Annotated in this window: 10 protein-coding genes; 5 read left to right on the top strand and 5 right to left on the bottom strand. The window is 64.6% G+C overall.

Annotated elements, in window-relative coordinates:
- Nucleotides 1–18: 18 nt before the first annotated feature.
- A complete protein-coding gene (locus IB243_RS23600) occupies nt 19–1,629 on the bottom strand; it encodes an ABC transporter substrate-binding protein (RefSeq protein WP_192429646.1) in 1,611 nt (536 codons plus the stop codon).
- A 117-nt stretch (nt 1,630–1,746) separates the two neighbouring features.
- Between IB243_RS23600 and IB243_RS23595 the strand changes: the two genes are divergently transcribed.
- Nucleotides 1,747–2,136, top strand: coding sequence for a RidA family protein (locus tag IB243_RS23595; RefSeq protein WP_192429645.1), 390 nt, complete (start codon nt 1,747–1,749; stop codon nt 2,134–2,136).
- Between the two features lie 3 nt (nt 2,137–2,139).
- Nucleotides 2,140–3,099 carry a sugar kinase gene (locus tag IB243_RS23590; RefSeq protein WP_192429644.1) on the top strand — a complete coding sequence of 320 codons (960 nt, stop codon included), beginning with the start codon at nt 2,140–2,142 and terminating at the stop codon, nt 3,097–3,099.
- 340 nt (nt 3,100–3,439) lie between these two features.
- On the opposite strand, the gene IB243_RS23585 is transcribed toward IB243_RS23590, so the two are convergent.
- The gene (locus IB243_RS23585) at nt 3,440–3,940 is read right to left on the bottom strand and encodes a flavodoxin family protein (protein ID WP_192429643.1); all 501 of its coding nucleotides are present in this window, start codon (nt 3,938–3,940) and stop codon (nt 3,440–3,442) included.
- Between the two features lie 207 nt (nt 3,941–4,147).
- Here IB243_RS23585 and IB243_RS23580 point away from each other — a divergent pair, with 207 nt between their 5' ends.
- A complete protein-coding gene (locus IB243_RS23580; RefSeq protein WP_192429642.1) occupies nt 4,148–5,734 on the top strand; it encodes a methyl-accepting chemotaxis protein in 1,587 nt (528 codons plus the stop codon).
- A 24-nt stretch (nt 5,735–5,758) separates the two neighbouring features.
- On the opposite strand, the gene IB243_RS23575 is transcribed toward IB243_RS23580, so the two are convergent.
- A complete protein-coding gene (locus IB243_RS23575; RefSeq protein ID WP_192429641.1) occupies nt 5,759–7,708 on the bottom strand; it encodes a sigma-54-dependent Fis family transcriptional regulator in 1,950 nt (649 codons plus the stop codon).
- A 310-nt stretch (nt 7,709–8,018) separates the two neighbouring features.
- On the opposite strand from IB243_RS23575, the gene IB243_RS23570 reads away from it, so the two are divergent.
- Together IB243_RS23570 and IB243_RS23565 are read left to right on the top strand one after the other, a co-directional pair.
- Nucleotides 8,019–9,542, top strand: a complete 1,524-nt coding sequence (locus IB243_RS23570; RefSeq protein WP_010466565.1) for an aldehyde dehydrogenase family protein — start codon at nt 8,019–8,021, stop codon at nt 9,540–9,542.
- A 169-nt stretch (nt 9,543–9,711) separates the two neighbouring features.
- Nucleotides 9,712–10,089, top strand: a complete 378-nt coding sequence (locus IB243_RS23565; protein WP_192429640.1) for a DUF779 domain-containing protein — start codon at nt 9,712–9,714, stop codon at nt 10,087–10,089.
- Between the two features lie 18 nt (nt 10,090–10,107).
- On the opposite strand, the gene IB243_RS23560 is transcribed toward IB243_RS23565, so the two are convergent.
- Entirely contained in the window at nt 10,108–11,133 is a 1,026-nt protein-coding gene (locus IB243_RS23560) for an SDR family oxidoreductase (RefSeq protein ID WP_192429639.1), read from the bottom strand.
- Nucleotides 11,134–11,349: 216 nt separating this feature from the next.
- Nucleotides 11,350–11,562 carry a hypothetical protein gene (locus IB243_RS23555; protein WP_010466559.1) on the bottom strand — a complete coding sequence of 71 codons (213 nt, stop codon included), beginning with the start codon at nt 11,560–11,562 and terminating at the stop codon, nt 11,350–11,352.
- Nucleotides 11,563–11,885 lie beyond the last annotated feature (323 nt).

Here is an 11,885-nt window from a genome sequence, read left to right as displayed (position 1 = left end):
GGTGCTGTCTGCCCCTGCTTACTTGGCCAGTCCTGTGTTCCAGAAGAACGGCCAGATGGCCGGTGTGTTGCCTTGCAGCTTGGCCGAGCGGGCCGACAAACCGTTGAACTTGCCCACCTCGATGAACGGCACTTCGTCGTACACCACCTGCTGCACCTTGCCCCACAGCGCTCCGCGCTTGGCGGGGTTGGTCTCCTGGTTGAAGGCCGCAAGCGCGGCCTTCTTGTCGGCCGAATCCCACCAGCCCGGCGCACCGTCACCCAGCTGCGGGGGCGAGAGCATGGGCTCGGGGAACAGGCCCGAGTGCGTGAAGTACACGTCCCACAGCTTGGGGTCGTTGCGGCGCTGCACCAGCGTGGCCCAGTCCACCACCTGCAGCTCGGTCTTGAAGCCCGCCTTCTTGAGCTGCTCGGACATCACCAGCGCCATGTTGTAGTGGAACTCGTACTGGCGGCTGGCCATGATGCGCACGGGCTGGCCGCCGTAGCTGGCCTTGGCCGCCTGCTCTTTGGCGGCTTGCGGGTTGCGCTCGTTGTAGAGCTTGCTGCCCGCGTCCGAGTAGTACGGCGTGCCCTTGGGGAAGAAGTTGGGCTCCACCACAAAGAAGCGGTTGTCGCCAAAGCCTGCGGCCAGCAGCTCGCCCGTGCCCACGGCGGTCTGCACCGCGCGGCGCAGCGGCTGCGAGGCCAGCACGCCTTCCTTGGTGTTGAACACGATGTAGGGAAAGCCAAAGTTCTTGGTCACGATGGGCACCACGGCGGGGGCGCCTTTTTCGACGCGGCCAATGGCCTCCACGGGCAGCAGGTCGGCGTACTGGAACTGGCCCGAGAGCGCGCCTTCGACGCGCGTGTTGGCGCTGGGCACGGGCACAAAGCGCAGCTCATCCAGCAGGGCCTCGCGCTTGCCTGCGTAACCGCTGGCGGCTTCCTTGCGGCTGGCGTAGCCGTCAAAACGCACCAGCACGGTGAACTGGTCAGGGCGGCGTTCCTTGAACTGGTAGGGGCCGGTGCCGATGAAGTCTTTGAGCTGGGGGGCAATGCTCTCCTTGGCCATGATGGCGGCCATGCCGCTGGGCAGGGCCAGCTGGGCCAGCAGCGGCGCGTAAGGATTTTTCAGCTTCAGTTCCACCGCCAGTGCACCCTTGGCGGTGAGCGAGGCCACTTCCTTGCCCACGGCCTTGCCACGGGGGTTCAGCTCCATCCAGCGCTGCAGCGAGGCCACCACGTCGTCGGCCGTCATCTCGCGCCCGTTGTGGAACTTCACGCCCTTGCGCAGGGGAATGGTGTAGGTCAGCCCGTCCTTGGAGACGGTGGGCAGGCCCTCGGCCAGCATGGGGGCGATGGCCCAGTTGGCGTCGAAGGTGTACAGCGGCTCGTACACGTGCTGCATGATGGTGCCCACCAGGTCGGCGGTGCTCACCATGGGGTCCAGGCCCTGGGGCTCGCCCACCATGGCGAGGTTGGCGGCACCGCCCTTGACTGGGGCGGTGGCGGCCGTTTGGGCCCAGCTGGCGCTGCAGGCCAGGGTGAGGGCCGCGGTCAGCGCCGCAGCACCCAGCAGCTTGCGGCGGCCCCGCAGTTCAGGCGTTGGCAGCGGATGCTGCACCAGGTTGGTTCCAGACGTTTGCATTGCACACCTCGAAGTAATAGGATTACACAACTAAGCACATTCGATGCCAGAATTGCGAACGAAATGGGCGTTTCTGGAAGGAAGTGTGTAATATCTTTACTCAAAGGAGCGTTTTCCATGCCAGTAGAAACCCTCGGCCAAGCGCCGCTCGCGTCCGATCGCCTCGCACGCCCCCTCTCGCCCGCCACCCGTGCCGGCGACTTCGTTTTTGTCTCGGGCCAGGTGCCCACTGACGACCAGGGCCAGGTGGTGGTCGGCGGCATCGAGGCGCAGACGCGCCAGGTGTTCCAGCGCGTCAAGGACGCTCTGGCCCTGGCCGACTGCACCCTGGACGATGTGGCCAAGGTCAGCGTCTGGCTGGCCGATGCGCGCGACTTCGGCAGCTTCAACCGCGTGTACATGGAGTGTTTTGGCGACCACCGCCCCGCACGCTCCACGGTCGAGTCGCGGCTGATGATCGACGCCAAGGTCGAGATCGACGTGACGGCCTACAAGCCGCGCGGCTGAGCCATGACTGCGGCCAAACAACCCGTGTGGGACGTGGTGGCGCTGGGCGAGGCGCTGGTGGAGTTCAACCAGACCCGCCCTGGCGAGCCGCAGTACCTGCAGGGCTTTGGGGGCGACACCAGCAATGCGGTGATCGCCGCCGCCCGCGCAGGTGCACGCACCGCTTACCTCACGCGCCTGGGCAGCGATGCCTTTGGCCAGGCGCTGCTGGACCTGTGGGCGCGCGAGGGCGTGGACACCACGGCGGTGGAGCGCGATGCGCAGCACCCCACGGGCATCTACTTTGTGACGCATGGTGCAGCGGGGCACGAGTTCAGCTACCTGCGCGCGGGCTCGGCCGCCAGCCGCATGGCACCCGCGTGGTTGCAGGATGCATCGGCGAATGGGCCGGCCGCAGTGCTGCAGCAGTGCCGCATCCTGCATGTGTCGGGCATCTCGCTGGCGGTGTCGGCCTCGGCCTGCGACACGGCTTACGAGGCCATGCGCGTGGCCCGGGCGGCCGGTGCGCGCGTGGCGTTCGACCCCAACCTGCGCCTCAAGCTCTGGCCCCTGGCGCGGGCGCGGGCCTGCATTGCGCATGCGGTGTCGCTGTGCGACATCTTCCTGCCGGGGCTCGATGACATGGCCGCGCTGCTGGGCCTGCACGATGCCGATGCGATTGCCGACTGGGGCCACGCGCAGGGCGCGGCCACGGTGGTCGTCAAGCTGGGGGCCGATGGGGTGTTGCTGAGCAGCGCCGACCCCGCCGTGCCGCGCCAGCGTGTGGCGGGCCGCAGCGTGGCGCTGGTGGATGCCACGGGGGCGGGCGACTGCTTTGACGGCAACCTGCTCGCGCGCCTGGCGCTGGGCGACGACCTAGCCGCTGCGGTGGCCTATGCCAACACGGCGGCATCGCTGGCCGTGCAGGGCTTTGGCGCCGTGGCACCGTTGCCCACGGCGCAGCAAGTGGGGGCGTTGCTGTAGCCATGCCATGAGCCCAGCCCGTGGCAGTGGATTGCCATGGGCTGCGGCGATTGCCTCCAAGAGTTTTGATGCACCGGCGGAGGTGTGCTTTGGGGGCATCGATCATCACGTGAAGTAAGCGCGCAATGCGATGCTTCCGAAGGCATGTGCAGCGAAGAAGCCGGACTTGGTAGCCATGCGCGGCGAGTTGACGGATGAGTCAGTCGATGCCTTGTGTGATCTGGTCTGCTGCAATATCTCGCGCCAGCTGCTGCGCTACCCTGGGGCCGGTACCGTGTCTCAGATGGTGTGCGGAGTGTTTTAAAACCCACGCGGCCGGTGGCCAGGTGCGGCAACCCGGCTAGAAAACCCCCAGCTCCATTCCCTGTGCCATCGCTTCGCCCAGGGCCCGGCAGCGTTGCAGCTCTTCGCTGCGGATACTTTTGGTGGCCAGGATGGCTTCTGGCGTCTGGGCATGGGTACAGACAATGAGGGGCTCTGCGACGGGCCGCAGGCGCCAGCCGGTGGCAATGCGTTCAATCTGCCTGGCCGCGTTGTGCCCGTCGCTGCCGGCGCAGATCAGGCATGCATAAGGGCGGCCATTGACGTGGTCGAGCACCGCATAGTAGCTGCGGTCAAAAAAATCCTTGAGCTGCCCGCTGATGGCCGCGAGGTTCTCTGGCGTGGCAAAAATGAACCCCTCCGCAGCCAGCACATCTGTGGCGCCTGCTTGCGCGGCATGCAGCAACCGCACCTCCACACCGGTATCCGAAGACGCACCGGCACGCGCGGCCTCTGCCATCTGGCGCGTGCCATCGGTCATCGAGTGGTAGACGATCAACAAGGTCTTGCGGCGGCTCATGGGGAAAGCATAGCCCCGTGGCTTTAAGGCGCCAGAAAATGTGTGTCCTGCCATGCAGGGGCGCCCCCATTGACCTGCATTCGAGAAGCGCGTTCAATCCGCCAAGATGCCCCGGTTGGTTGCAAATTGTCGCAATCGGTACGCAGGCCAGTGAGCACGGTACCGAGCCGCCCGGAACGCAGATTCCATCCTTGCTGAGGTGACACCATGAGCATTGCCAGACGTCTTCATGCCATTTCCTTCCTGCTGATTGCAGGGCTTGCCGGGATCGCCATGCTGGCCTGGGTCTATCTGGGTGAGGTTAATCACCAGACCGAACTCGTGGCCCGGGAAGAGGTACCGCGCCAGCTTCAGGCAAGCGCCATGGAGCTGAACGTCACGCGGGCTTCCTTGCAGGTTCGCCATGCCATGCTGGTGCGCACACCCGAAGACCTGGCCGCCACGCTGGCGGATATCGGCGAGAAAAAGCGCCTGATTGACAAAGACCTTGCGGGCTTCCTTCAGACATCGGACACCGCTGCGGAAAAGGCCCTGAGCGCAGAATTGTCCAAAGGGCTGGAAGCCTTCTGGCGGGTTGCAGAACAGAACCTGCAATTGATCAAGGAAGGAAAGAAGGAGCCCGCATTTGACTTTCTCGTTGCGTCCACGATACCCACCCGCAATGCCGTCCTGGCGGTTCTTGCCAAGGAAAAAGAGCATCAGTCCCAGCTGCTCGGGGCCAGCCTTGCCGAGATTGAGCGGGACGTCAGGCTGACCTTGCGTGCGCTGGTCAGTGCCGTCGTGGCGGTGGGGATTGGGCTGCTGCTGTTTTCGTGGCACATCGGCGCCACCCTTCAGCGCCGGGTGGCCGCGTCGCAGGCCGTGGCCGACCGTGTCAGGGATGGCGACCTGACCACGCCGGTGGTGGATGCATCCAGGGACGAATTCAGTCCGCTTCTGGCCGCATTGGCCGTGATGCAGGACTCGTTGACCCGGATCGTCAGCCAGGTGCGCAATGGGTCTGAAACGGTGGCGGCGGCCAGTGCGCAGATATCCATCGGCAACAGCGACCTGTCCACCCGGACGGAGAACCAGGCCAGTGCGCTGGAGGAGACGGCTGCCGCCATGGAGGAGCTCAACTCCACGGTGCAAACCAATGCGCAGAATGCCCGGCAAGCCAATGTGCTGGCGCAAAACGCTTCCACGGTCGCCAAGCAGGGGGGCGACGTGGTGTCGAAAGTGGTGGACACCATGAGTGGCATCAACGAGAGCTCCAAGAAGATCTCCGAAATCATCGGTGTCATTGACGGCATTGCTTTCCAGACCAACATCCTGGCGCTGAATGCGGCCGTGGAGGCCGCCAGAGCGGGGGAGCAGGGGCGGGGTTTTGCCGTGGTTGCCTCGGAAGTTCGCAGCCTGGCTGCACGCTCTGCGGCAGCGGCCAAGGAGATCAAAACGCTCATCGCCACGAGTGTCGAGCGCGTCGAGGCTGGCACCATGCTGGTCGGCACCGCCGGCCAGACCATGAAGGAGGTGGTTTCGTCCATTGAGCGGGTGACGGAGACGGTGGCGCAAATCAGTGCTGCCGGAACCGAGCAAAGCGAAGGGGTGAACCAGGTCAATGTGGCGGTGAACCAGATGGACCAGGCCACCCAGCAAAACGCAGCGCTGGTGGAGGAGATGGCCGCAGCGGCCTCCAGTTTGAGCATCCAGTCCAAGAGGCTGGTGGACACCGTCGCTACGTTCAAGCTCTCCAGTTCGGCTCCGCAGCTGGAGTCTGGTCAGCATGCCGGTCAGCGGTTGATGCTGGCCTGAAAGTCAGCGCCCCGGCGGCCGGCCCTAGTGGGGGTGCCGCGAATCAGGGTGGGCAAGGCGATCCTTGCGCAGGGCCAGCTTGCGGTACAGCGTCTGGCGGCTGATGCCCAGGGTGCGTGCGGCATGGCTCACATTGCCCCGGCAGCTCTCCAGCGCCTGCTGGATGGCCGATTGGGACAGTTCATCCAGGTTTTGCGGCGGACGCGCCATGGTTGCCGGGGTGGCGAAACGGTCAGCCTTCTGCAGCTCCTCCAGAAAGTCATCCGGCAAGTGGTGCCATTCCATCACCTCCTCGTGCGCGTCCAGCATGGCGCAGGCTGTGCGCAGTACGCTGGTGCACTGCCGCAGATTGCCCGGCCAACGGTGTTTTTCCAACGCGGCCATCAGCGAAGAGGCCAGGCGAAGGTGGCGGGCGGGTTCAATGTCCTGGAGCATGCGCAGGCTCAGCGCTTCAAAGTCGGTGCGCTCGCGCAAGGGGGGCAGTTCGACCGCCAGCCCGTTGATCCGGTAATAGAGGTCGGTGCGAAACCGCCCCTGTTCCGCCTCTTCGCGCAGCTTGCGGTTGGAGGCGCAGATGAGGGCGAAATCCACGGCAACCGGCTGCCCGCTGCCCAATGGAACCACCTGCCGCTCCTGCAGCACGCGCAGCAGCCGCGTCTGGAGGGCCAGTGGCATGTCGCCAATCTCATCCAGAAACAGTGTGCCGCCATGGGCTTCCCGCAGCAGGCCCAAACGCCCCTCCCGCCGGCCACCCGTGAACGCCCCGGGGCTGTAGCCAAACAGCTCGGACTCGATCAGCGACTCGGGCATTGCCGCGCAGTTGATGGCGATGAAGGGGCCGTCACGGCGCGGGCCACTTTGGTGTGCGCTGCGCGCAAACCATTCCTTGCCCACGCCCGATTCGCCCTGAATGAGCAGTGCAATGGGCTTGCCAAGAATGCGCCGTGTTTTGGCGGCCGCTGCGCGCCAACGGGCATCACCGGTGTCCAGCTGGGCCAGCGCATCCTCGGGGGGGCGGGTGGGCATGGACGGGGCCAGGGTCCGCACCGTGCGCTTGTCAGGCACAAGCTGCCCAAAAAGCGAGGCGCCATCGTGCCTTCGCAATGACAGGGGGGCGTCGGGGCGGCGGTGGTGGCGCGCCAGAAGCTCTTCAAGGCCCACATTCAGGATTTGGTCCAGCGAGATGCTGCCCAGTTGCGCCACCGAAAGGCGCAGCAGCGCCAGCGCACTGCGGTTGCCGCCCACCACCCAGCCGTCTTCCGAGACCAGCGCGATGCCTTCGGCCACGGTGCCAATGCCCTCGGGGTGGGTGTGCAGGTGCAGGCGGACATGGCGTTGGCTGCCCGACACCAGCAGCCGGTTTTCGATCATGTGCGCAGCGGTGCTGACCAGCCCCAGCGTGTGGGGGTTGCCCCGGCTGTGTTCGCTGGAGATATCCAGAATGCCCAGTATCTGCCCCGTGGCAGACAGGATGGGTGCGGCGGCGCAGGTCAGGAATCCGTTGCGCTCCAGAAAATGCTCCGCGCCATGCACTTCCACGGGCGCCATTTCGGCCAGCGCCGTGCCGATGGCGTTGGTGCCGCGCTGCTTTTCGTGCCACGAAGCGCCACTGGTCAGGGCCACCCGTTCGGCCTTGCCGAGAAAGTAGGCGTCGCCACAGGTGTCCACCAGCGTTCCGCAGGGGCTGGCCAGCACCACCACGCTTTGGCTGTCGCGCACCTGCTCAAACAGGTACTCCATCACGGGGCGCGAATGCGCCAGCAACTCCTGGTGGTGGCCGCGCAACTGCCGCAAGGCCTGGTGTTCCAGGTTGTCGGGGTTGCCCAGCCGCCCGGTGGGTAGCAGGCCGCTGTCCAGGCTGCGCTGCCACGACCGTGCCAGGCGCTCGTCCACGAGGCCACTGGGGCATTGGCCCGATTCCAGCAGGTGCTGGCGGGCTTGCCGCAGTGCCACAGATGTGGAAGTGGATCGCATGGTGTTTGTCTCCTGCCCGGGCGTCATGAACGCGCCCTGTTTGAAAGCCAGTATGGCGGTGGCCAGAGGCCAGGGCAATAGCGATGGCCGCGGGGCTGCTTCAACTGTTCCATTTCGTGACAGGTGTCGCGTTCTGGAGCGGACACCTTAACGGCCGATGGGTTGTGCTTTCTTGCGAACACGCAAACAAAGCCATAAAAATCAACCACTTGGAAGATTGGCTGGGTTGGCACGGGTTTTGAGTCATGTCCTCTATCTGGCGGCGCGGTGTGCCGAGCAGATGTCCACAAATCCACCGGAGACAGACAACATGACCGTTTACGCAGCCCCCGGCGCCGCTGGCGCCAAGATCGCCTACCAAGCCCAGTACAACAACTTCATCGGCGGCAAATTTGTGGCCCCGGTCAAGGGCCAGTATTTCGATGTCATCTCGCCCGTGAACGGCAAGGTCTACACCCAGGCCGCCCGCTCCACTGCCGAAGACATCGAGCTGGCGCTGGACGCCGCGCATGCCGCTGCCGATGCCTGGGGCAAGACCGACGCCGCCACACGCGGCAACATCCTGCTGAAAATTGCCGACCGCATCGAGCAGAACCTGGAGCTGCTGGCCTACGCCGAAACCGTGGACAACGGCAAGGCCATCCGCGAGACGCTGAACGCCGACATTCCGCTCACCGTGGACCACTTCCGCTACTTTGCAGGCTGCGTGCGCGCGCAGGAAGGCGCCCTCTCCAACATCGACGAGAACACCGTGGCGTACCACATCCAGGAGCCGCTGGGCGTGGTGGGCCAGATCATTCCGTGGAACTTCCCCATCCTGATGGCGGCCTGGAAGCTGGCCCCTGCGATTGGCGCGGGCAACTGCGTGGTGCTCAAGCCTGCAGAGTCCACGCCCATCTCCATCCTGATCCTGGCCGAGTTGATCGCTGACCTGCTGCCGCCCGGCGTGCTCAACATCGTCAACGGCTTCGGCCGCGAGGCGGGCATGCCGCTGGCCACCAGCAAGCGCATTGCCAAGATCGCCTTCACCGGCTCCACCAGCACCGGCCGCGTGATCGCGCAGGCTGCCGCCAACAACCTCATCCCCGCCACGCTGGAGCTGGGTGGCAAGAGCCCCAATGTGTTCTTCGCCGACATCATGGACAAGGACGACGCCTTCCTGGACAAGGCCGTCGAAGGCCTGGTGCTGTTCGCGTTCAACCAGGGCGAGGTCTGCACCTGCCCGTCGCGTGCGCTGATCCAGGAATCCATCTACGACAAGTTCATGGAACGTGTCTTGAAGCGCGTAGCCGCCATCAAGCACCAGAACCCGCTCGACACCGACAGCATGATGGGCGCGCAGGCCAGCAAGGAGCAGCTCACCAAGATCCTGTCGTACCTCGACCTGGGCAAGCAGGAAGGCGCCGAAGTGCTGGCCGGTGGCGGCCAGGCCCACCTGGGCGGCGACCTGGAAGGCGGCTACTACGTGCAGCCCACGCTGTTCAAGGGCCACAACAAGATGCGCATCTTCCAGGAGGAGATCTTCGGCCCCGTGCTGGCCGTGACCACGTTCAAGGACGAGGCCGAGGCCCTGGCGATAGCCAACGACACGCTGTACGGCCTGGGCGCCGGGGTGTGGAGCCGCAACGGCAACGTGGCCTACCGCATGGGCCGCGCGATCAAGGCCGGGCGCGTGTGGACCAACTGCTACCACGCGTACCCGGCGCACGCAGCGTTTGGTGGGTACAAGGAATCGGGCATCGGGCGCGAGACGCACAAGATGATGCTGGACCACTACCAGCAGACCAAGAACCTGCTCGTGAGCTACTCAGAAAACAAACTCGGCTTCTTCTGATCGGGGTGGCGGTCCACAGACCGTCCCTGGCGTCGTTGCTCTCTCTTGCCGTAGCGTTGCTACTGTCTGCGGGAGAGACGCCTAGCCAGGAACGGCCTGTGAACCGCTGGTAGCGCTGCGGCAGAGTCGCTCTGCAGCAGTTTTTGCGTTGGCACATCAGGAGAGCACCATGGTCGAAAGAGTCATTGCCACCGACGCGGCGCTTGCGCTGATTGCGCAGCTGCAGGCGCAGCATGGCAGCGTGATGTTCCACCAGTCGGGCGGCTGCTGCGACAACAGCGCGGCCAACTGCTATCTGCCTACCGATCTGACCATTGGGGCGGGGGATGTCTTGCTGGGGCAGGTGGGCGGCGCGCCGTTTTACATCGGTAAATCGCAGTACGAATACTGGAAGCACACGCAGCTCATCCTGGATGTGATCGACGGGCACGGCGGCACGTTTTCGCTGGAAGGCAGCACCGGCAAGGCTTTCCATACCCGCTCGCGCCTGTTCACGGATGAGGAATGGGCCGGGATTGAACCGCTGGCCACCCGGGATCTGGCGTGATGCGCGGCTGTGCTCTCTTCACGCGCCGTCGCCGGCGTTGCCCGTGATCGGCAGCACGGTGCCGGTGATGTAGCTGGAGCAGCACGGAGCTGCAAGAAACACGTAGGCGGGTGAAATCTCCTCGGGCTGCGCCGGGCGGCCCAGGTGGGTCTTTGCACCAAATTTTTCGATGTCGTCTGGCGCCTTGTCCGCTGGGTTGAGCGGAGTCCATACCGGCCCGGGGACGACAGCGTTCACGCGGATGCCTTGGTCGGCCAGGTTGTGGGCCAGGGCCTTGGTGAACGCATGGATGGCCCCTTTGGTGGCCGAGTAGTCGATCAGTTCCTTGCTGCCGCGCAACCCGGTGACGGAGCCGGTGTTGACGATCGATTCACCCCGGTGCAGGTGTGGCAGGGCTGCCTTGGCCATGTGGAAGTAACCGTAGATATTGGTCTGGAACGTTTCGTCAAAACGCTCTGCCGTCAGTTCATCCAGGGATGCCGCATGCTCCTGGAACGCCGCGTTGTTGACCAGCACATTGAGTTTGCCAAACGCTTTGACCACCTGCCGCACGGCATCGGCGCAGTATGCGGCGTCTTTGACGTCGCCGGGGATCAGAATGCACCGACCACCTTCGGCCTCAACCAGCTGGCGTGTCTGCTCGGCGTCTTTGTGTTCCGCCAGGTACGCAATGGCAACGTCCGCGCCCTCGCGGGCAAAAAGTACGGCAACCGCGCGGCCAATGCCTGAGTCGCCGCCGGTGATCAGAGTAGAGAACCCTTTGAGTTTTTCGCTGCCCCGGTAGTGGACTGCCTCGAACTTGGGCTGGAGTTCCATGTCGGCCTCAAGGCCTGGTTTGGTGAGGTGCTGGTTGGGCAGCGGAGGTGTCGGTTCCGCGTGACCTGGCCCCGGTGCCCGTGGACTTCCTTTGCCTTTCGCGGGTTGTGGCTTGCTCTTTGGCGGCTTGCCTGCGTCGTGGCGGTCCTGCTCGGCCTGGATTCGCCTCTGTTTCTGGACCGTTGCACGGGCCGCCGTGTCGGTGGAGGGCGTCTTGGAGGTTTTCATGAGAGAGGGTGCTGGCTGAATGCAAGAAAAGACAAGCGGTGGTGCGGTGCACTGAATGCCGGCAGCTGGAGGTCAAAAAAAGAGGCCGCGCTGCTCTCGGGTTGGAGGCAGGGCGGCCCGAGGTCACAAGGAGGATGCGAAACCACCGGCTTGCAGCTCGGCGTGCGCTCCTCCTGTAGCCTGTGTCAGTTTCGCGGCATGGCACCGGCCAGCGGATCAGCGCTGGTTCTGGGGAGTACGGCGGGAAGAATCTCCGTGCTGCTCACGGTTTCCCTGGTTGCCGCTGGAACCCGAACGGTCGGTCTGCCCCTGCTGACGGTTGCTGGATGGGTCGGTGCTCTGCTCGGCCTGGCGGCTGCCCTGGTTCTTGCGCTGGGAGTCGCTGTTGTCGGTGTGCTGGTTCTGGCCTTGGGGGTTGTTGCTGGACATGGATATCTCCTGGTGAAAGAAAGAGGAAAAATATGCACACGGGGGCCGTGTGTGAATTCATTCTCAAAATGCACCAGCACAATTTCTGTAGTCCCTGTCCTATAGGGGGGTCGGCTTATTTCCACCTGCCGTAAGCAGACGCACGCCATGTTTCAGCATCTTGCAAGGCGCGCAAAATTGTGCGGAGCGTGAGATCTTTCTGGACGCCGCCGGCGCAGTGCAGTGCCCTGTCTTGGCAGGGAGGGCGTGGTGCGTGGAGGAAAGTGCGTCGTTTGGGGGATGGGGAAGAGGCATTCTTCCCCCGACTTTTCCCAACCGCAGCG

It is taken from the genome of Acidovorax sp. ACV01 (assembly GCF_014851495.1).
Classification (GTDB): domain Bacteria; phylum Pseudomonadota; class Gammaproteobacteria; order Burkholderiales; family Burkholderiaceae_C; genus Acidovorax; species Acidovorax radicis.
This window is presented reverse-complemented; position numbering and strand designations above follow the sequence as displayed.

Excerpts from the sequence above, each read along its gene's own strand:
- IB243_RS23565 (WP_192429640.1), top strand. The coding sequence starts at position 9,712 with ATGGTCGAAAGAGTCATTGCCACCGACGCGGCGCTTGCGCTGATTGCG.
- IB243_RS23590 (WP_192429644.1), top strand. The coding sequence starts at position 2,140 with ATGACTGCGGCCAAACAACCCGTGTGGGACGTGGTGGCGCTGGGCGAG.
- IB243_RS23570 (WP_010466565.1), top strand. The coding sequence starts at position 8,019 with ATGACCGTTTACGCAGCCCCCGGCGCCGCTGGCGCCAAGATCGCCTAC.
- IB243_RS23575 (WP_192429641.1), bottom strand. The coding sequence starts at position 7,708 with ATGCGATCCACTTCCACATCTGTGGCACTGCGGCAAGCCCGCCAGCAC.
- IB243_RS23560 (WP_192429639.1), bottom strand. The coding sequence starts at position 11,133 with ATGAAAACCTCCAAGACGCCCTCCACCGACACGGCGGCCCGTGCAACG.
- IB243_RS23585 (WP_192429643.1), bottom strand. The coding sequence starts at position 3,940 with ATGAGCCGCCGCAAGACCTTGTTGATCGTCTACCACTCGATGACCGAT.
- IB243_RS23580 (WP_192429642.1), top strand. The coding sequence starts at position 4,148 with ATGAGCATTGCCAGACGTCTTCATGCCATTTCCTTCCTGCTGATTGCA.
- IB243_RS23555 (WP_010466559.1), bottom strand. The coding sequence starts at position 11,562 with ATGTCCAGCAACAACCCCCAAGGCCAGAACCAGCACACCGACAACAGC.
- IB243_RS23600 (WP_192429646.1), bottom strand. The coding sequence starts at position 1,629 with ATGCAAACGTCTGGAACCAACCTGGTGCAGCATCCGCTGCCAACGCCT.
- IB243_RS23595 (WP_192429645.1), top strand. The coding sequence starts at position 1,747 with ATGCCAGTAGAAACCCTCGGCCAAGCGCCGCTCGCGTCCGATCGCCTC.